The sequence below is a fragment of the Candidatus Formimonas warabiya genome (assembly GCF_002777255.1).
In the GTDB taxonomy this organism is placed as follows: domain Bacteria; phylum Bacillota; class Dehalobacteriia; order Dehalobacteriales; family Dehalobacteriaceae; genus Formimonas; species Formimonas warabiya.
Window position 1 is genome coordinate 4,074,307 of the sequence record NZ_CP017634.1, and the last position, 20,976, is coordinate 4,095,282.

General features: G+C 49.2%; 14 protein-coding genes and 1 riboswitch. Of the genes, 10 read left to right on the forward strand and 4 right to left on the reverse strand.

All coding sequences use genetic code 11. The features are described from left to right. The first annotated feature begins 38 nt into the window (after positions 1 to 38). From DCMF_RS18560 to DCMF_RS18580, 5 genes are all read left to right on the forward strand, one after another. The gene (locus DCMF_RS18560; protein WP_148135793.1) at positions 39 to 524 is read left to right on the forward strand and encodes a (2Fe-2S)-binding protein; all 486 of its coding nucleotides are present in this window, start codon (positions 39 to 41) and stop codon (positions 522 to 524) included. Then, entirely contained in the window at positions 511 to 2,736 is a 2,226-nt protein-coding gene (locus tag DCMF_RS18565) for a xanthine dehydrogenase family protein molybdopterin-binding subunit (RefSeq protein ID WP_236860061.1), read from the forward strand. Before DCMF_RS18560 ends, DCMF_RS18565 begins: the two co-directional genes overlap by 14 nt. 243 nt (positions 2,737 to 2,979) lie before the next feature. Further along, positions 2,980 to 3,969 (forward strand): ubiquitin-like domain-containing protein, encoded by a 990-nt coding sequence (locus DCMF_RS30265; RefSeq protein WP_148135794.1) that lies wholly within the window; start codon positions 2,980 to 2,982, stop codon positions 3,967 to 3,969. 133 nt (positions 3,970 to 4,102) lie between these two features. Continuing rightward, positions 4,103 to 4,978: a 16S rRNA (adenine(1518)-N(6)/adenine(1519)-N(6))-dimethyltransferase RsmA gene (rsmA, locus tag DCMF_RS18575; RefSeq protein WP_148135795.1), complete on the forward strand. Its 876-nt coding sequence runs from the start codon at positions 4,103 to 4,105 to the stop codon at positions 4,976 to 4,978. A gap of 8 nt (positions 4,979 to 4,986) precedes the next feature. Next, positions 4,987 to 5,457: a ribonuclease H-like YkuK family protein gene (locus DCMF_RS18580; RefSeq protein WP_148135796.1), complete on the forward strand. Its 471-nt coding sequence runs from the start codon at positions 4,987 to 4,989 to the stop codon at positions 5,455 to 5,457. Positions 5,458 to 5,459: 2 nt separating this feature from the next. On the opposite strand, the gene DCMF_RS18585 is transcribed toward DCMF_RS18580, so the two are convergent. From DCMF_RS18585 to DCMF_RS18595, 3 genes are all read right to left on the reverse strand, one after another. After that, entirely contained in the window at positions 5,460 to 6,362 is a 903-nt protein-coding gene (locus tag DCMF_RS18585; protein ID WP_148135797.1) for a cation diffusion facilitator family transporter, read from the reverse strand. A 53-nt stretch (positions 6,363 to 6,415) separates the two neighbouring features. Beyond that, positions 6,416 to 6,498, reverse strand: a riboswitch (NiCo riboswitch). A gap of 299 nt (positions 6,499 to 6,797) precedes the next feature. Continuing rightward, the gene (locus DCMF_RS18590; protein WP_214658724.1) at positions 6,798 to 7,574 is read right to left on the reverse strand and encodes a cell wall hydrolase; all 777 of its coding nucleotides are present in this window, start codon (positions 7,572 to 7,574) and stop codon (positions 6,798 to 6,800) included. Positions 7,575 to 7,701: 127 nt separating this feature from the next. After that, on the reverse strand, positions 7,702 to 8,517 hold the full coding sequence (locus DCMF_RS18595) for a glycosyltransferase family 2 protein (RefSeq protein ID WP_148135799.1): 816 nt from the start codon (positions 8,515 to 8,517) through the stop codon (positions 7,702 to 7,704). A 121-nt stretch (positions 8,518 to 8,638) separates the two neighbouring features. On the opposite strand from DCMF_RS18595, the gene yabG reads away from it, so the two are divergent. Together yabG and DCMF_RS18605 are read left to right on the forward strand one after the other, a co-directional pair. After that, on the forward strand, positions 8,639 to 9,517 hold the full coding sequence (yabG, locus tag DCMF_RS18600; protein ID WP_148135800.1) for a sporulation peptidase YabG: 879 nt from the start codon (positions 8,639 to 8,641) through the stop codon (positions 9,515 to 9,517). 84 nt (positions 9,518 to 9,601) lie between these two features. Further along, complete coding sequence (locus tag DCMF_RS18605) at positions 9,602 to 9,763, forward strand: rubredoxin (protein ID WP_148135801.1); 162 nt, start codon at positions 9,602 to 9,604, stop codon at positions 9,761 to 9,763. Positions 9,764 to 9,858: 95 nt separating this feature from the next. Here the strand turns inward: DCMF_RS18605 and DCMF_RS18610 are convergent, their stop codons facing one another. Then, positions 9,859 to 10,488, reverse strand: a complete 630-nt coding sequence (locus DCMF_RS18610; protein WP_148135802.1) for a cobalamin B12-binding domain-containing protein — start codon at positions 10,486 to 10,488, stop codon at positions 9,859 to 9,861. Between the two features lie 379 nt (positions 10,489 to 10,867). On the opposite strand from DCMF_RS18610, the gene DCMF_RS18615 reads away from it, so the two are divergent. The 3 genes from DCMF_RS18615 to DCMF_RS18625 all read left to right on the forward strand — a co-directional run bounded on the left by DCMF_RS18615 (position 10,868) and on the right by DCMF_RS18625 (position 20,860). After that, a complete protein-coding gene (locus tag DCMF_RS18615; protein ID WP_148135803.1) occupies positions 10,868 to 12,871 on the forward strand; it encodes a hydantoinase/oxoprolinase family protein in 2,004 nt (667 codons plus the stop codon). A 231-nt stretch (positions 12,872 to 13,102) separates the two neighbouring features. Continuing rightward, positions 13,103 to 15,730, forward strand: coding sequence for a winged helix-turn-helix domain-containing protein (locus tag DCMF_RS18620; protein WP_148135804.1), 2,628 nt, complete (start codon positions 13,103 to 13,105; stop codon positions 15,728 to 15,730). A 234-nt stretch (positions 15,731 to 15,964) separates the two neighbouring features. After that, the gene (locus DCMF_RS18625; RefSeq protein ID WP_214658725.1) at positions 15,965 to 20,860 is read left to right on the forward strand and encodes a leucine-rich repeat protein; all 4,896 of its coding nucleotides are present in this window, start codon (positions 15,965 to 15,967) and stop codon (positions 20,858 to 20,860) included. Positions 20,861 to 20,976 lie beyond the last annotated feature (116 nt).

Consider the following 20,976-nt stretch of genomic DNA (forward strand, 5'->3'; position numbering starts at 1 on the left):
GTGAGTAAATTAATCTTTTAAATTAAGGAAGGATACCAATGGAACAAATTCTCTTACATATTAACGGGGAAGACAGGGAAGTAAGCGTCAATCCTTCGTGGACGCTGCTCTATGTCTTACGGGAAGTAATGGATCTCACGGGTACCAAATGCGGTTGTAATACCGGCGACTGCGGGGCCTGCAAAGTAATCATAGACAGCCGGGCGGTGCAGTCCTGTCTGATTCGCGCCGTCAATGCCGTGGGCAAGAACATCGAAACCATTGAAGGGTTGTCGGATGGGTATCATTTGCACCCTATCCAGCAGGCGTTTGTTGATTGCGGAGCCGTGCAATGCGGTTATTGTACTCCCGGTATGATCATGGCGGCCAAGGCTTTGCTGGACGCCAACCCGCATCCCAGTGAAGAGGAGATACGCCTGGCGATCAAGGATAATTTCTGCCGCTGCTCCGGTTATGTGGAAATTGTCAGAGCGATACAATATGCCGCCCGGCTATTGGAGGAGGAGAAAAGTGAGCGCTTATAAATATCTTGGTAAGAAAATCCCTGTGATAGACGCAGCGCAAAAAGTAACGGGCCAGACCCGTTACACGGACGATCTGAAACTTTCCGGAATGCTCTATGCCAAGGTCTTATTTAGCCCCCACCCGCACGCCCGCATCGTTGCTATCGATACCAGAGAGGCGGAAGCCTTGCCCGGAGTGCGCGCCGTAGCGACTTACCGTAATACGTCCCAGGTGTTATATAACAGTACCACCCGGTTTCTGTTACAGGATCCTCTTATTCTGACTGAGAGGATCTTTGATCAGACGGTACGTTTTGTCGGCGATCGGGTGGCGGCCGTCGCCGCGGATAGCCTGGAAATCGCCGGAAAGGCAATCCGCCTGATCAAGGTGGAATACGAGCTTTTACCCTATTATCTGGATGGGGAAGAAGCGGTGCAGGAAGGCGCTTATCCCATCCACCCTCAAGGTAACCTGGCCCTGGAGGTAGTACAAAATGCCGGGGATGTGGACAAGGCTTTTGCCGAGGCCGATTATATCTTCGAAGACCGTTATACGACGCCTCCCGTACATCAGGCGGCCCTTGAAACTCATACGGCTATCGCTGATTTCGGCGCTACCGGTAAATTAACGGTCATTTCGTCTACCCAAAATACGTTCGGGCAGCGGATCGTATTGTCGAAAATATTTCAATTGCCTATGAGTAAGGTCAGAGTGATCGCCCCGCCTTTAGGAGGCGCTTTCGGCGGTAAGATCGAGGCTATCGTAGAACCGGTGGCCGCCGCTTTGGCCATCCTCTGCCATAAGCCAGTCAAACTGACCTATAACAGAAAGGAGAGCATGATCTCCACCCGTACGCGGCACGGCTCTGTCACGTATCTCAAGACCGGCGTGATGAAGGACGGCACCATCATCGCCCAGGATTTTAAGGTAATCACCAATACCGGGGCTTACGCCGCCAGCGCTTCAAATGTGATTAAAGCGATGAGCAATAAAGTATTCGGATCCTATAAAATACCCAATATGCGTTTTATCGGTAGACCGGTGTATACCAATCTGCCGATTGCGGGAGCCATGCGCGGTTACGGTTCGCCGCAGGCTTATTTTGCCCAGCAATGTCAAATGCAAAAAATAGCAAAAGCGCTAAATATAGATCCGGTTAAAGTGCAAATGAAGAATCTGATCGATCCGGACGGGGTGGACCCGCGCAACCAGAAGCCCATCGGTAATCCCCGCCCGAAGGATTGCTTAAGGCGGGCCCTGGAACTGAAGAAAAACTGGCCGCCTCTTGATGACGAAAACGGCGAATACCTGATTGGCGAGGGCTTGGCCATCGGCATGCACGGCAACAGTGCTTACGGCGCCCATACCGACCAGACCTCGATCATCATTAAAGTGCATGACGACGGTTCTTGTATCCTCTATACCGGTACCCATGAAATGGGGCAGGCGGCTTTGACCTTGCAAAAGCAAATGGTTTGCGAGGTGCTTGATTTACCGTGGGAGATGGTGGATGTCGTGGCCGCCGACACGGATACCTGTCCTTGGGCCTTGGGGGATTTCTCCAGCCGGGGCACGTTTATCGGCGGTTACGCCGCGAAAGAGGCGGCGGAAAAGGTCAAAGCGCGTATTTTGGCCGAAGCCGCTTTACTGATGAAGGAAGACCAGGGTCAGTTGGTTTTAGAGAATGCCGCAGTGCGTTCTTGGCAGAGCGGTCGCTCCGTATCTTTACCGCAAGTGATGGATCATGCGCAAAACGTAACCCATCAGGAAATCATGGTGACCCATACTTATCCTACGCCCGGCGGCCCCGGGTCTTACGGCGCGCATATCGTACGGGTAAGGGTGGAGCGCCAAAGCGGCGTTGCGGAAGTGACCGATTATATCGCCGTACAGGATCTTGGCACGGTGGTAAACCGTTTCAGCTGCGAAGGGCAGGTGGAAGGAGCCATTCAAATGGGCATGGGTTACGCTCTCTACGAAAGCTTGAATTTTGATGAAAGGGGTAAATGCACCAACAGCAATTTCCGGAAATACAAGATCGTCAATGCAACCCAGATGCCCCGTATCCAAATGGATTTTATTGAAGAATACGAGCCGACCGGACCCTTCGGAGCTAAAAGCCTTTCCGAATGCGCTCTGGTTCCCAGCGCGCCCGCGATCATCAACGCCGTATCCAACGCCATCCATCAGGAGATTCATGATCTGCCTTATCGGCCGGCCGGCGGGCGTTAGATTCCGTAAACGTTCATTCGGAATTATTCCGGTTGGGCGTTTTTTTAACGCAAAGTACAATAAATCTGATCCTGGCGCATAAAATAAGAATAAGGACAATCAAAAAGGATGCGGAAAAAATCGAAAAAGAAAAGAACTTGTTTGCTGGAATAATGTGGAAAAGCACTGTGCTGACATTGACAACCTGTAGTAAACAAGGTAAAATATTTATACCTCGTCTTAGAGGTAACGGAGGGGAGAACCATGCAATACGCTTTTGCGCATCAAGGTCGTCCTCGAGGGATAGTTAAATTTATACCAATTTTTTTAGCAGTACTGGTGGTTGCTTTTGGTTATGCAGCTTATATGGTGATTCAAAAAGAAGTAACAGTTGTTGTTGACGGTGTAGCGACACATGTTAAAACATTCAAAACTGATGTGGGTAGTGTTCTTGAAGAAAAAAACATTAAACTATACCCTAAGGACTTAGTGAAACCGGAATTGACAACCCAGATAGCCGACGGGCAGGTTATTAACATTACCAGGGCATTTAAAGTTTCCGTCCACGCGGATGGGAAACAGATTGATGTCCTTACTATTCCTGCCACGGTGCAAAGTGTTCTGTCACAAGCGCATATCGTTTTAGGGAAAAAAGATTTGGTGGAACCCAGTTTATCCGCTTTTGTGGATAAAAAAACCGCTGAAATTACCGTAAACCGGATCACAGAAGAATTTATCACCCAGACCCAGCCGGTAGCTTTCCGGACAGAGAAAAAAGATGATGCCACACTGGAACGGGGGATCCGAAGGATTGTCCAGCAGGGAAAAGATGGCGTGAAAGAAGAGACAATCAAGATTACTTATAAAGACGGCAAAAAGATCCGGCGGGAAATTGTTTCTACCAGTGTGATCAAAGAACCCGTTAGTCAAATAGTCGCCTACGGAGTATTGCAGTTTGCCTCCCGGGGGGGACAACGCTTTGAGTTTGACCGGGCCTTGGTGGTCAGGGCGAGTGCATATACTCACACCGGCTATCGAACCAGTCTGGGGACAAATCCAAAGGTGGGCACGGTGGCCGTGGATCCTTCGGTGATTCCTTTGGGAAGTAAGCTGTACATAGAAGGATATGGTTTTGGCCGGGCGGAAGATACCGGAGGCGCCATCAAGGGGAACTGTATTGATTTGTTTCTGGAATCGGAACGGGAAGCGCGACGTTGGGGGCGAAGATCCGTTAAAATCTATGTCCTTAATTAAAGATAGGTGGTACTTACCCTTGAGACCGTTGGTTTCAAGGGTTTTTCATGTTTAGGAGTATTTGCACATAAAAACTACATAAGCTATAATGAAGCATAAGCATAATCAGGTTTTCAAGATCTGGAGGCACACGATGGATGTAATTGCGACACCCCGTATCACGCGAGAGATTGTTCATAAATATGGCTTGAACATCCGGAAAAGTTTAGGGCAGAATTTTTTGATCGAACCGAAGTTTATCCAAAAAATTATTGATGCCGCCGGGTTGGATCAGAATAAAGTGGTCGTGGAGATTGGACCCGGCATCGGCGCATTGACCCAAGCCCTGGCAACCCATGCCGGTTACGTGATCGCAGTGGAAATAGATCAGGGACTGACCCGTGTTTTAAAAGAAATATTTGCTCCGGTTTCTAACGTCACGATCGTTCATGGAGATGCCATGAAGGTAAACTTTGATCAACTTGTGGCAGAAGTGCCCCATCGGCAAGAGCCTCCCTTTCCCTACAAAATTGTCGCTAATCTTCCTTATTATATCACGACGCCGATGATCATGCGCTTACTGGAAGAGGGGTTTCAATTTTCTTCCCTGGTCCTGATGGTGCAACGTGAAGTAGCCCAGCGGATCATGGCCCATCCGGCAACGAAAGACTATGGGGCCTTGTCCATCGGCGTTCAATATCACTGTTCGCCCAGTCTGGTTTCCCTTGTACCGCCTACGGTTTTTCACCCCCGGCCGGAAGTAGACTCTGCAATCATAAAACTGGAGAAAAGAGAACACCCTGCCGTCCACGTATCTGACGAAAGGCTGTTTTTTTCTCTCGTCAAAGCGGCTTTTAATCAACGGCGCAAAACATTGCTCAATGCCCTATCCAACTCAGGGCTTCTATTAAGCAAAAACAGTTGGCAAGAAGTATTAATAGAAAGTGGTATTGATCCTCAAAGAAGGGGTGAAACGCTAAATTTAGAGGAGTTTGCTTCGTTGGCCAACCTATTAGGCAGGAAGAGGTGAGATCTTATATGCTCTTTATCAGCCCTTCTAAAGGGAGAATGCCCTTCCAGGCCATGATGAAAGACATTTTGGAGTTCATCAATCTGGCTCCGGAAGATAATTACCGGGTAATCATCGGATCGGATTCTCAGGTCCATCATGAGACCTGTTTTGTTAGTGCGGTGGTGGTGCACCGGGTTGGGAAGGGGGCCCGATATTTTTATCATAAAAAACAGCAAAGAAAAATCACCAGTTTAAGGCAGAGAATTTTTTATGAGACGGCCTTAAGTTTAGAATTGGCCAGCCAAGTGGTTGCTGTTTTAGCGGACAATGGGTACGGCGATCTGAACGTAGAAATCCATCTTGATGTCGGTGATAAAGGCGAAACAAAAGAACTGATCAAAGAAGTGGTGGGGATGGTAGTGGGAAGCGGCTTCGACGCCCATATTAAACCCGATTCCAGCGGCGCTTCCAAGGTTGCCGATAAGTATACCAAGTAGGCCTATTTTTCGTTTTCCGTACAAGTTGTCTTGCATGCATCACAATCACTTTCACAAGGCTCAATGTGGATCAAGACATGGGAAGAAGCAAAACGGTGTTTAATTTCCAGTTCAATTTGGTCGCACATGGCATGGACTTCTCTGACATGCTTATCACGAGGGACCACTAAATGCAGGTCGATATGCCTTTCCGATCCGGCCTTTCTTGACCGGAGTTTATGAAATTCTACGAAATCCTGTTGATACCCCCGGATAATGTCAATGATTTCCTTTTCTTCTGCTTCGGGGAGCTTGGTATCGATTAAAGGCAGCAGGGCTTCCTTGGTAAGAGCAAAAGAGGCTTTGATGATCAAGCATCCCACGATCATGGCAGCCAGGGGATCTAAGACCTGAATGCCTGTTAACTTGATTAACCCCAGTCCCGCCATCACCCCCAGTGAAGTGAACACATCGGTGGACAGGTGAAGGGCATCGGCTTTGAGGGCAATGGAGTCGGTGGCTTTAGCCACTGAGAAAAGATACCGTGCCACGAAGAAATTGATCAGCGCGGCAATTCCCATCACCAGAATGCCAAGGCCCACCGATTCTAAATGAGCTCCGCTCATCAATTTTTTTACCGCCTCCACCATGATCCAGATGGCCGCGATAAAAATCAGGATGGCCTCAAGCACGCCGGAGACATTCTCAATTTTTCCGTGCCCGAATTGATGCTGGTCATCGGCCGGCTGGGAGGCCTGCCTCAACGATAGAAAGGCGATCAAAGCGGCCACCAGGTCTAATCCGGAATGGATGGCCTCGGATATCACACTGACCGACCCCATCCATAATCCCACAAACAATTTAAGAACCACTAAGAGAGAATTGCTCATTACAGAAACTTGGGCTGCTTTAACACGGGCATCCATGCGCTGTCCCCCCAATTTTACTCATTAAAAAAACACCTGGAGACTAAAAATTGCCTAGTCCCACAGGTGTGTTAACCTGCTGCCCAAAAAGGCCCGGCACACGAACCAAAGAATGTGCCTGATCTAAATGGCTTATTGTGTATTGTAACAAATACAGGTCGATTTGTCCAGAGGGGGGGCCCTTCTTCGGATTTTCCGAAAACTGTGCGCCCCCTAACCTTGCTTGTTATGTTCAACAAGCCCGCTTCACCGCTATCCGGACCCCGAAAATAGCCTCACAGCCTTTTTTCCTACTATATTCCCAAACAATTTCAAGGGTTACAAAAGGCTTGGGAGAAAAAAGATGCCGCACATTTCTTTTGTGGACATCTCATCTTCCCGCCTGTCAACGCTTTTTAAAAGGCAAATGATATCATGATCGATAGCATTCTGGTATTATTTGGCAAATACATGGTTGCCGATTCTGGCCAGAATCGGCTTGGCATTTAAGAATTTATTATTTGGCGCTTTCGCCGGGTTCCAATAGTATAAGGAACCATTAGAAGGATCCCAACCGTTTAAAGCATCTTCCGCTGCTTTAATAGCTGTTGCGCTGGGCGCCAGATTGATCTGCCCGTCCAGCACGACGGAGAATTCGTTGGGTTGATAAATTACGCCGCTTAGGGTATTGGGGAATTTTGAGCTGTCTACCCGGTTTAATACCACTGCCCCTACGGCAACTTGTCCTTCATAAGGTTCTCCCCGGGATTCCCCGTTGATCAGCCGGGCCAGAAGCATCACCTCACTGCGGGGGTAGCTGCTTGCTCCCCGGGAAGCACTGGCAGCCGTATTCCCGCTGGAAGAGCTTGTCCCGGTAAGCACCAGTTTCTGCCCCACATAGAGATAATCGCTTGTTAACCCGTTGTTGGATTTAATTGATGCTACCGATAAACCATATCTTTTACCCAGAAGGTAGAGAGTATCCCCGGATTTTACCACGTAATTGAATCCGCCGGCGGGGATTTTAAGTACTTGTCCCGGGGAGAGGTATGTCGAGCTAAGGCCGTTGGTATTCTTTACGCTGTCAACCGTCGTATTAAACTTACGGCTAATCAAATAAAGACTGTCACCGGATTGAACAGTGTATTGTGCTGCCAGGGCTTGTCCAGTGCCGCATATCACAAAAAAGCCCACGAGCGCGGTGGTAATCACTCTTTTACCATATCGCATCATGTGTTTCCTCCTGTCTATTATTCGGCCAAACTGGTCTTTCATAGGCGGGTATTAATATTATATCTGGATCAGGGGGATATTGCATTAGAGTGGTAATACCAATCTAACCAGATTTTGGCATCCCCCCCTAACCCCTGGCATGAAATACTTGCGCAATATTTTCGTTCCGGCAGAATTTCTCCAGCAAGTCAAAACGGCGCAAGGAATGATAGCCCTCATAGGTGATACCGGCTTCCGTGCGGTGCCTGTTTGTACCGTTTAATACTGCGATTGCTTCCAGGCAGTCTCCAATAATCGTATGCGCCACCATTTTGGTATGGTCCAGTGATTTTTCCCGGGATCCTAAATGCTGGTGGGAGACAGCCGCAGAAACCTCTATCTGCAGCTTGTTTAGTTTTGCTAAAGCGATTTCTACCGGGGGAACAGCTAATGCTTCTATAGGGAGTGTATCCAAAAGTTTGCGGGAGACGGCATGGGGACCGTGGGAGGGACTGGCTAAACCAAGTTGATGGAACATTTCCAGTTTCCGGTTTAAAATTTCCCGGTAGCGAAGCACTCTTTTGGTGAGAGGATGGCGGGAATTAATATAGGGGTAGCAGTTGGTCAGGGCACAGTCTGTCCCGGCTTTGACAGAACGGATTAAAAGGTTTAACGGGTGGGACAGGTTGCCGTTCATATCTCCGTCCACAAATAATACGCCTTGGGCGCCTAATTTTTTGGCATAGTAAGCGCCTACTGCTCTAGGGACATCGATGCCAAGCGATTCTTCAAAATTCAAAATATATACTTGAGCAGAACAAAGGGAAAGACAGGCTTGAAGCGTATTGTCCCGGCAGCCGTTGACCACAGGAATGATAAAATCTAAAGGAAGCCTAAACAGGTTCTTGATCACCTGCTTGACCCGGATCCCTTCGTTTTGGGCAGGTATCACTGCAGCAAACATGGCTTTCCTCCCTTACGAATTTATATTATTATATTGATCCCGGTGAATTAGGGAAACTTGAACACCAATAAAAGTAATCAATCATAGAATATAAAAGACTGGGGAGAGGAGGTCTTTGGGAATGGCCGGTATCCAAACGGGAGACGTGGTAGCCAGGAAATCATACGGGTATGATATTGTGTTTCGCGTTAAAGCAATATATGAGAATCAAGCAGGAAAGTTAATAGCAATTCTCAAGGGGGTGGACGTGAGATTAATAGCAGATGCTCCGCTGGATGACTTGGAGCCGGTTGTGGAAATGGACTATAACCGCTATAGGAATGAACATCAGGAGCAGGATTATGGAAAGGTAAAGTCCGTTCTGGAACAAAGAAGACTAATGCGAAATAAAGGGTCATGGCGGGGGACTGCCTTAGCTGTTCCAGAGGGAGAAGAATACTTTGATATTCCGGGAAAAGTACTGCACATGGACGGGGATGAAGAATATTTAAATAAATGCCTGGATGCATACCGGAAACTGAGGATCCCGCATCATGGTGTGAGTGTGCCGGAAAAGGAACAACCAAATGTGATGTTATATTATCTGCAAAAATATCAGCCGGATATATTGGTAATTACCGGCCATGACGGTCTGTTAAAAGATGCGAGAGATTTTAAAAATATGGAAAGTTACCGGAACTCCCGGTATTTTGTGGAGGCGGTGAAAGCGGCCCGGCGGTTTATTCCGAGCAGAGATGATTTGGTTATTTTTTCCGGGGCTTGTCAATCCTATTATGAGGAGCTGCTGGCCGCAGGAGCAAATTTTGCCAGTTCCCCCAAGCGGGTTTTTATTCATATTTTTGATCCTGTTTTCATTGTAGAAAAAATAGCCTTTACATCTATCAAAGAAACCTTAACATTAAATGATGTTTTGAGAAACACGGTAACAGGAATTGATGGGGTAGGAGGAATTGAGACCAGAGGGTGTTTTCGCTTAGGATACCCAAAATCTCCATACTAAAAAAGGGGTAAGTTGAATAAAATTTTTCTAAAAACTTATAATAACGAGAGTTGAAAGGATTAATCAGGTGAAAGGGGAAAAATTATGGAAAAATGGGGCTGTTCGGTGTGCGGGTATATCTATGATCCGGAAATAGGAGATCCGGAAAACGGCATTAGACGAGGAACGGATTTCGATGACTTGTCTGATGATTGGGTTTGCCCTGATTGTGGGGCAGATAAAGAGAACTTTGATATTGCGGAATAGGAATTATAGAAAAAAATAATAAAGCAAGGCTCCGTGTTTGATACACGGAGCCAATTGTTTTTCCGGATCCCCAAAAGCCCTTTGGGCTTTTTCATTTATGCCCCCAGAAGCTTTTTACACAGGTCTACGGCGGATGCCGCATCAGGGGCAAAGCCGTCTGCGCCGATTTCATCGGCAAAGTCCTGGGAGATAGGCGCGCCGCCTACAATCACTTTTACTTTTAAGCCTTCTTCTTTAATAACTTCAATGGTATCCTTCATATGAAGCATGGTTGTGGTAAGAAGAGCAGACATGGCCACAATGTCGGGGCTTTTATCTTTGACAGCCTGCACAAATTTTTCAGGAGTAATATCGATGCCTAAATTGATTACGGTAAACCCGCCGCTTTCCAGCATCATGGCAACCAGGTTTTTACCGATGTCATGAAGATCGCCTTTTACCGTACCGATCAGAATTTTTCCGATGGAGGGCAGATCCTTTTCCGCAATTAGCGGTTTGACCAGTTCAATTCCTGCGCTCATGGCTTTGGCTGCCATTAATACCTCGGGAACAAACATTTCTCCGTTTTTGAAGCGAGCGCCCACTACGTTCATGCCGGCAATTAACCCCTGATTAATGATGTCTAGCGGATTTGTACCCCCATCGATTAAGGTTCTCGTTTGTTCTTTCACCTGATTCAGATTGCCTTCAATCACGCTTTTAGATAATTGTTCATAGGTGGCCATGTTTAGATTCCTCCTTATTTTTCTTCTGGTAGAGATTCTTTATGGCTGGCGAATACAACAAAAACCAATATTCGTCATGAAAGTATGGGGAATGCGTTTTTGCCCGATTTAACACCTCCTGCTAAAAAATATCGAAAAAATGTTTGCGACGTTTAAAACAAAAGTATTGTGAATTTTCCGGAAACGGACAAGGTTTAATTATTTAGTTGATTCTAATAACTATTTTAAACTGTAATTGTTTATCTGAGAAGATGAAATTGTGATTTTTTCCCAAAAAATATTCTAGTCGTGTCCTTGAACCACTTTATGATATAATAAAACGTAGTTTAGGCATGAAAAGAGTTTTTGGCTTTAATTCGGTATTTGAGGAGGAAGAAAAATGGCGTTAATTCTGGGGATTGATACCGGAGGCACCTATACGGATGGTGTCATTGTGGAGATGAAAAATAAAAAAATTTTAAATAAAGCTAAGGCGCTTACGACCCGGGAAGACTTAGCGATCGGGATACGAAACTGTATCAACAACCTGGATTTTCATGAGTTTCATAAAATCAGTGTCGTCTCTTTGTCCACTACTTTAGCGACCAATGCTACCGTGGAAGGCAGGGGATGTGAAGTCGGCTTATTGATGATCGGACATGAACCGATTGGGAAAATGCCTGTGAAACACTTTTCTGTACTGCCGGGAGGCCATAATATTCACGGAAAACCGTTAGAAGAAATCGATGTGGAAAAAACCCGCCAGGCCATTTTAGAACTAAAAGGCAAGGTTGATGCCATCGCCATCTCCGGGTATTTGAGCGTGAGAAACCCGGAACATGAATTGCTGGTCCGGGATATGGTGCGCCAAATTTTAGATCTTCCCGTGGTATGCGCCCACCAGTTGACTACTTCTTTAGGATTTCATGAGCGGACGGTTACGGCCGCACTGAATGCGCGTTTGATTCCCATCATTGCGGAATTGATTGAATCCGTAAAAAAAGTGCTTGCCGAAAAACAGATTGACGCTTCTGTGATGATCGTCAAAGGGGATGGGTGCCTCATGAGTGAAACCCTGGCCCGGGAAAAGCCCATTGATACCATTCTGTCCGGACCGGCGGGAAGTATTATCGGAGGAACTTTCTTGACCCAAACCGACGATGCCCTGGTATTGGACATGGGAGGGACGACGACGGATATCGCCATTCTGAAAAATGGCGTACCCCGCATTAATAAAGAAGGCGCCATGGTGGGAGGATGGCTGACCCGGGTCCAGGCCGCAGAAATCTATACTTACGGACTGGGCGGAGACAGCTACCTTCAACTAACCAGAGAGGGCAAATTGCTGGTAGGCCCCCAGAGAGTATGGCCTCTTTGTGTGGTGGCTTCTAACTCTCCTCATCTGGTTGAGGAATTAAAAATTAACTTTACAAAAGAATATGACCTCATGTTTGCCCAGGCTACGGATTGTTTTATGTTTTTAAAACAATCCACCACGGAAAAACTAACCGGCTATGAGGCAAAAGTGATTGAAATTCTCCAGAAGGGTCCCCGGAGTCTCTTTTATTTAGCGAATATGCTGGGCATTGACCCCAACCTCTTTAGCCTGCAGCACCTGGTCAATCTGGGCGTGATAGCCCGGATCTCCCTTACCCCCACCGATATTCTCCATGCCAAAGGAACCTACACCCAGTGGAACATAGAAGCGGCCAAGACGGGAGTAGCAATCCTGGCGGAGAGGATTGGCAAGACGGGGAAAGAATTCATCGAAATGGCTTCGGAACAGATTATCAACGATCTTTGCCTCACCTGCCTGCAAAGCCTGGTCAATTGCGAGGGGGAGAATATTTGGCTGAGGAGTAATGAGACGGCCATGTATTTTATTGCCAAGACCCTCACACCAAAAAAGAACCAGCAGTTTGACTGTGCTTTCAAAATAAACATGCCCATCATCGGCATTGGGGCGCCGGTAAGCGCCTGGCTGCCCAAGGTCGCGGAAAAAATGGGCACAGAACTGGTGATCCCGGAACACGCCGAAGTAGCCAATGCGGTAGGGGCGGCCACAGGAAAGATCATGGAAACGGTGCGCGTATTGATCAAACCGGGAGAAGGGGGCACCGGCTATACCATGCATGCCTCCTGGGAACGCAGGTACTTTGAGGAATTAGAGGAAGCATGTGCCTATGCCCTGGAGGAAGCCAAAAGACGGGCGGCCTATGCCGCGGAAAAGGCCGGGGCCAAGGATTTTGAACTGGTGATCAATCACGAGGATGTTTATGCCACGGCCAGCATGATCGAGAACGATATTTACGTGGAGTCAAGAATTGAAGTGACTGCGGTGGGCCGCCCCGAGTGGGAGCTGGACGAGGAAAAGGAAAAGTTTTTTGTCGATGCCAGGAATTAGTTTTTGAGTTGCACTGATTCTAAGTGCACTTAACAGATCAATAATCACACGTAAAGCGTCACTTGCTGGCTGATAAGCCGGCAAGTGACGCTTTTAAGTATCAGGTATTTCAGGTATACTTAAAAATTTCTTCAAAATGAAATATAATAAATGCAACAACACTTATCCGAAAGACAAAATGAATTATATGAGCAGGAATAATTCATATTTCACAGGAAAGGAGACCGGAAATTGTTAAGAGCCAAGCTTCATGCACCTGCCCTAAACAAAAATATCGTCAGCAGGGAAAATCTTCTGACAAAGCTCCAGCATGCGCAGGAATGCAAGCTGATGCTGATTACGGCGCCTGCAGGCTACGGCAAGACCACCGCCGTCCTTGACTGGCTGGGCAAATGCGGCCTGCCCTATGCCTGGCTGTCGTTGGATGCTCAGGACAACGACCCTGTGAGGTTCTGGCAATATGTCTGTGCCTCCCTGGAAGGTATTGCACCCGGGGTCAGCAAAGACACGGAATATGTTTTCTCTTCCCGGGAACTGATGAAAGCCAATATCCATATCAATATCCTGATCGACCGCCTGGCGGGGGGGCCATCCGACTTCCTGCTTGTGCTGGACGATCTCCATCTGGTCCGCGATCCGTCTGTCCTGGCGGGCCTGTCCTATCTGATCGACTATCTGCCTGCAAAAATGCACCTGGTTCTCATCAGCCGGACAGAACCCGAACTTGACCTAGCCAGGCACAGAATCAAGTGGCAGGCACAGCGGCTGGAGGAAGAAGACCTGCGTTTCGGGAAGGAAGAAATCTCCCGCTTTTATCAGGCAAGGGGTTACCATCTTCCCGAGGATGACGTGAAAAGGGTGGAGAGCTATACGGAAGGATGGGCCGCGGCGATGGTCGCCGTCGCCATGTCCATGGAGAATGACAGCGGAAGCAATAACGCCATTGCAGCTCTCACACGGTCCAGCCGGGATATCGAGCAATATCTCAAGGACGAAGTGATCGGTACATGGAGGCTTGAAAAACGGTCCTTTGCCATGAAAACCTGTATTCTGGATACGCTTTCCGAAGCCCTGTGCGATGCCGTTACGGGAGACAGCAACGGCGGCAGAGTACTCAGGGAAATCAGTGAAGGAAGCGGGTTCCTGATTGCTTTGGATGAGCAAAAACAGGAGTACAGATACCACTACCTGTTTCAGAGCTTTCTTCATAAGCTGCTTTTAGAAATGGCTCCTGAAGAAGTTGCCCTTCTGCATGAAAAGGCAGGCATGTGGTTCCGGAAACAGGGCCTGCTGCCGGAGGCCGTGGAACACTTTCTAAGCGGCGGCGTTTACCGGGAAGCCTTTGAATTGATTGAACACCAGATGGACTACTTAATCAATAAAAATGACTTCGGCAGGTTGCTGTCCTGGATCGAACGCTTACCGGCCGAATACCGTGACAACAGCTTCAAGAGCGCTGTTATTTATGCGTTGTATTATGCGGAAATAGGCCGGTATGATTTGTCGCGGCAGTGGATTTCGAGGATGAATATCCTCAAAGACGATTGCCAATATGCCTCAGGGCCAGAGTGGAGCGGTTACAGCCGTACGGTATGCACGATGGTTGAGGCCAACCTTCTCGTCCGTGAAGGCAATATAGCGTTTGTTTCCCTGCTTTTTTCAGCGGCCGAGACAGCGGGAGGCAGATATTACAAAATTCCGGAATACAATGATTTCAACACGGCAGATATTTACTTTTACCGTTGCCCCATCAATATGGTGACTGGTCTGTTCAAAGAAGCTCCCGATCAATATGGCAGGATCATCGAAAGCTACCGGGGGATGATAACAATAAATCCCGGCTACGCGCCCCTGGGCATCGGAGAATACCTGTACGAAAGCAATCGGCTGGAGGAAGCCCTGCCCTATCTGCTTTGTGCGCTGGACGAAGCACAGGGCGCGGGTTGCCCGGGCGCTCTTGTTCCCGCCATGGTGGACATCGCCCGGATCAAAAGGGCCCGGGGCGACATGTCGGGTGCCTTTGCCGTTCTCGAGGAATGTGAAAAACAACTCCAAAGCATCGGCAAGACGCACTGGCTGTATTTGCTGGACGCCTTCCGGTGCAGATTGTATATGGATATTGGAAACACGGATAAGGTGCGGGAATGGTTTTCCTCCGGCAAACTCAATATATTCACAGAGCCTAATAGAATCAAGGAATTTGAATTGATTACCTATGCAAGAGTTCTCATATCATTGAACCGCATGCAGGATGCGCAGCTTCTTCTGCAAAGGCTCCTTGCGTTCACCGCAGACAGCAAAAGGCTCCACAGCCGGGTGGAGGTGCTGAATATTCTTGCCTTGCTTTCTTTCAGGGATCATCATACGCGTATTGCTTTAAGGTATATGGACGAATCCCTTGCCATCGGCATGAAGGAGGGGTACTTAAGAAGCTATTTGGATGAACTCTCCCCCATGGCTCAAATACTCCGGGCTTACATAAAATCGAGGAGAAAGCAATCGGAAGATCATTTCCCGAAAGAGCGGAAGGTATTTGCCGTAAACCTGCTCAAACAGATGCACGGCACTCTGCTGCAAACCCTGAAGGCGCATAACAAGGTTGCCGAGGAAATAAATGAGGGAATTATTAGGCAGCTTACGGCACAGGAGAAAAAAGTGCTGGAACTGATACTGAATGCCGATACGAACGAAAAAATCTGCGAAAAGTTAGGCATCAGCCTCCGGACCGTCAAGACACATACCGGAAACATATACGCCAAGCTGGGCGTAAAAAACCGGGTGCAGTGCATCCGGGTGGTTCAGGAAATAGGATGGCCGGAACAGCCGAAGGATTCCGAGGAATTTATATCAGATAAATAAAATTTGCGGGGCTTTTTTTACCCCCCATCGTCCTGTCTTGATCAAAGATATGTGCATAACCTGCATGTATCTTTTTTGTTTTGCCGTACTCAGGTACGATGTAGGACTGTATCTTTTGTGTTATTTTAATAAATGAGAAAAATTGGTTTTTGTCAGGGGATAGGACCAAAAGCTAACATACGCTGTTTATCTATATACATTATTTAATTTAGGGGTGAAAAGATGATAAAAAAATTGAACAGACCATTTTCCTCATTATTGTCCGTGCTGCTGTTTCTGGCGCTGATCCTGACGCTGGTACCGGCGGCGGGGCAAACAGCAGGCGAAACAGGCACAACCGGAATATGGAAGTGGAAGGTGCTCGATGACGGCACGCTGAGCATAACCGGTTGCACCGCGCCGTCCGGCGACCTGACGCTTCCGGATTCGTTCATGATCGGTTCCAGCCCGGTGCCCGTAACGAGGATAGAAAATAACGCCTTTAAGCCGAGTAACCCTATTTTCTTCCCCTCCGCAATTAAAACCTTTGCCATGCCTGACACCGTGACGAGCGTGGGAGACAGTGCTTTCTCCGGATGCAGCAAGCTGACGTCCGTGACGCTCTCTCAAAACCTCCGGAATATCGAGGCTTCTGCGTTCTACAATTGCGGGTCCCTCACCGAAGTCATCATACCAGATTCGGTGGAAAGCATCGGCAGCGCCGCTTTTTCCAACTGCGGAAGTCTGGTCAGTGTGACGCTGCCGAAAAACGCCGCCTTTACCGCCATACCGGAGAAACTTTTTTCAGGAGACGGCAAGCTGAAAACGACGAATATGGCGTCTTTAACGCATCTTGAATCCATTGGAAGCCAGGCCTTTTTCGACTCAGGTATTGAAAGCATGACGATTCCCAATTCGGTCACCTCCATTGGCGACAGAGCTTTTGAGGCCTGCCGGGCTCTTGAGAGCGTCACGCTGCCGGAGAACGCCGCCTTTACCGCCATACCGGACCATCTGTTCGGTGAATGCGAAGCACTTCAAAGCCTCATGATTCCCGAAAGCGTGACTTCCATCGGCGCGGATGCGCTGAATGGCTGCTACGCGCTGGCCGCAATCACCGTTGACGAGGATAACACGGTGTTTTCCAGCAAGGACGGCGTGCTCTATAACGCCGACAAAACGACCCTGGTCTGTCACCCCGCCGGGCGGTCGGGAGGGCTTGACATCCCGGACAGTGTCACGGAAATCGGCGATTACGCGTTTCTTGATTCCGCTCATCTGACCGACGTCATGATTCCGGACGGGGTCAGGATTATCGGCGAAGGTGCGTTTTTCAACTGTATCAATACGGTGTTTGAAGAGCCTGTTATTCCGGATAGCGTGACAAGTATCGGCGCCTACGCCTTTGAATCTTGCTGCAGATTAGGGGAAATCACCATCCCGGAAGGAATTGCAGCCATCGGCGCATATACTTTTTATGGTTGTACAGACCTGTCAGAAATAGCTCTGCCTGAAAGCTTGACCAGTATTGGTGAAGGTGCGTTCATGGCTTGTGATGGCCTGGGTGACGTGACTATTCCGGAAGAGGTAACAAGCCTTGGCGCTAACGCCTTCTCGTTTTGCACCGGCCTGGGCGACGTGATCATTCCGGCAAAGGTAACAAGTATCGGCGCTAACGCCTTCTGGTTTTGCACCGGCCTGAGGAAGGCGGTTATCCTTGGCAGCGGCACGTCTTTTGGGAGCGACGTCTTTAAGGACACAGCCCTGTCAGTGAGCGGCATCTACGGCTTTGCCGGTTCTACGGCGCAAACCTTTGCGTCTGCCAACAGTTTCACCTTCCACCTCCTGTATACCGTCTCCTTTGACAGCGGATCAGGTTCAGTGGTGGACGACGTTTACGCCGCAGAGGGAGAAAAGATTGCAGAACCCACAGATCCCACACGCTCCGATTACAATTTCGGCGGCTGGTATAAAGATGCGGCTTACACAGACGATTGGGATTTTGGCAATGACACAGTGTCGGGCGACATGACCCTGCATGCCAGGTGGGTGCCTGTGCCCTCCAGTGCCACCATCGACCCGACAACAGGCAGCTTTGATAAAAACCCTGCCAATCAGGCAAATGTTCAAACCACTATTACATGGAACGATGCCGGTTCTGTTACGGATGTCAAGGCCGGGGCTAACTCCATTGGCGCAGGAAACTATAGTGTATCAGGCGTATCAGGCAACACCCTGAGCATTAACAAGGGGTATCTTGCAACACAATCTACCGGCATCCTGGTCCTGACGGTCGAATTTGATGCGGGCGATGCGGCAACCTTAACCATAGAAATCTCAGACACAACGCCGGAACCGGTGGACAGTGCCACCATCGACCCGACAACAGGCAGCTTTGATAAAAACCCTGCCAATCAGGCAAATGTTCAAACCACTATTACATGGAACGACGCCGGTTCTGTTACGGATGTCAAGGCCGGAGCTAACTCCATCGGCCTAGGAAACTACAGTGTATCAGTCAACACCCTGAGCATCGAAAAGGGGTATCTGGCAACACAATCCACCGACAGCCTGGTCTTGACCGTTGAGTTTGATATTGGCGATCCTGCTACGCTGACTGTTGCCATCAGGGACACGACGCCCCCAAGCATCAGTCCCTCCGAAAGAAATTTTGACTTGAGCAGCCCTGCCGATATGGACACTGTAATTACCTGGAACAGTGCGCAGTCAGTTACGGAGGTGGTCTACGGTTCGGATACTTTGACAACACCCGGTGATTATACTGTCACCGGAAGCGCTTTGACCATTAAGGCTGATTATCTGTCTGCTCAAGGCTTTTCCGAAGGAGATGCGGCAGAATTTGAGATTGGTTTTGACACCGGCGATACCGCAGTTCTGACGGTATATGTCGTGAACAGTTATGTTCCCAGCAGCAACGCCGATTTGAGTGACCTAACGGTGGACGGCAGCACAGTAAGCGGTTTTGATCCGGACGTCACATCGTATGAAGTGGAGCTGCCCTACGGCACCCAGCCAGGCAGCGCAGCGGCGACGGTAAGCGCAACTGCTGACCCGTACGCCACTGTAGACATCACACAGGCTGTAACCCTGCCCGGCAGTGCAACCGTGGAGGTAACTGCCGAGGATAATATAACCACAAAAACTTATACCATTGACTTCACCCTGGAAGCAGCGCCGAATATACCTGTAACAGGTATTACCGTGGCAGGCACAGGCGGAGCGACCAGCGTGGAGGTTGGCGATACCTTGCAAATGCTGGTAACCATAGTGCCGAATAACGCTACCAATCAGGATGTCGCCTGGAGCATTGCAAACGGAAGCGGCGCGGATATCAGCGTAAGCGGAGTGCTCGAAGCAAATGCCGCAGGCGCGGTTACCGTCCGCGCAACCGCACAGGATGGCTCTGGCGTGTATGGGGAAAAGGAAATTACCATCACAAGCTCAGCGCCCGGCACCCACAGCATTACCGTCCAGAACGACGGAAACGGCACAGGCAGCGCCAACCCGGCCTCGGCGGCACAGGGTACAACCATAGCCTTGAACGCTGCGGCAAACAGCGGCTACCACTTCAAGGAGTGGCAGGTCATCAGCCCCGCAAGCCTCACCATCACCGGAAATACTTTTACCATGCCGGATGAAGCGGTGACTGTGCGGGCCATCTTTGAGGCAGACGCAGTAACGAACTACACTGTTACCTTTACCAGCAGCGGCTCGGTATATGCCACCAAAACAGTTCAGGCTGGTGCAAGCATCGGCACCGCCGACTGGCCGACCGATCCGGCGAGATCCGGCTATAGCTTCGGCGGCTGGTACACGGGAGAAAACGGCACGGGCAGTGCGTTTACCTCCGCAACAGCGGTAACCGCAACGATCACTGTATACGCAAAATGGACAGCTAACAGCAGCGGCCCCAGCGGCGGTGGCGGAGGAAGCAGCACTCCTTCTGCACAAAATGCCCATGCGGAAGTGTCGGTAGACGGCACAACCTCAATAACCGTGCCGGTTAATATTGATGCGGGTTCAAACAGTGCGGCTGTTAACCTAGGCGGTGAGCAAGGAGATCCCATCGCAGGCGGTGGAGCCCTGTCCATCACCATCCCTGCCATCCCCGATGTAAACAGCTATACCCTGGGCATCCCGGCTGATTACCTGTCCAGCACGGGCGGTGAAGGTACGCTGACATTTCATACCGATGCAGGCAGCATGACCCTTCCTTCAAACATGCTGACAGGTGTTTCGGGAGCAGGGGGAAATAAAGCGGAGATCACCATCAGCGAGGGCGATAAATCCGGTCTGCCGGATGACGTAAAAGCAGCCGTAGGCGACAGACCGTTGATACAACTGGCAGTGATCATAGACGGAAATCAGACCGAGTGGAACAATCCCGACGCTCCGGTGATGGTATCCATACCCTATACACCGACAGCCGCAGAGCTTGCTAATCCTGAAAGTATTGTCGTCTGGTATATCACCGGCAGCGGCGACCCAGTCTCCGTACCAAACGGACATTATGACCCGGTAACCGGCACTGTAACCTTTACTACCACCCATTTCAGCTACTACGCGGTGGGCTACAACAAGGTGGGCTTCAACGATGTGGCTGCAACGGCGTGGTATCATAAGGCGGTAGGTTTTATCGCGGCAAGAGGTATAACCGGCGGCACGGGAAGCAGCAATTACAACCCGGACGCAAAGCTTAAGCGCGGTGATTTCCTCGTATTGCTGATGAAGTCCTATGATATAGCGCCGGACGCAAATCCTGCAGAAAACTTCTCCGACGCGGGTGATACATACTATACCGGCTATCTGGCGGCAGCAAAACGGCTTGGCATATCCGGCGGCGTAGGAAACAATAGGTACGTTCCGGAAAGGGAGATCTCCCGTCAGGAGATGTTCACTTTGCTGTATAACGCCTTAAAGGTGATAAATCAATTGCCCCAGGGTGATTCCGGCAAGCCACTCTCCGGGTTTAGCGATGCTGGACAGATCGAATCCTGGGCAATGGATGCCATGACGCTGCTGGTGGGAACAGGGGCCATCGGTGGAAACGCTGGAAAGCTCACGCCGACGAGTACGACCACCAGAGCTGAAATGGCGCAGGTACTTTATAATCTGCTGTTAAAGAAGTAGACATCTTGCCGTCGGCGTTATGAGCGACTCTGAGGCGAATGAAAATAGTATAAGATAAGCAATGATTCATTTTTCCTTCCGGACTTCTCAGGAAGGATTATTTTTTTCCACCAATG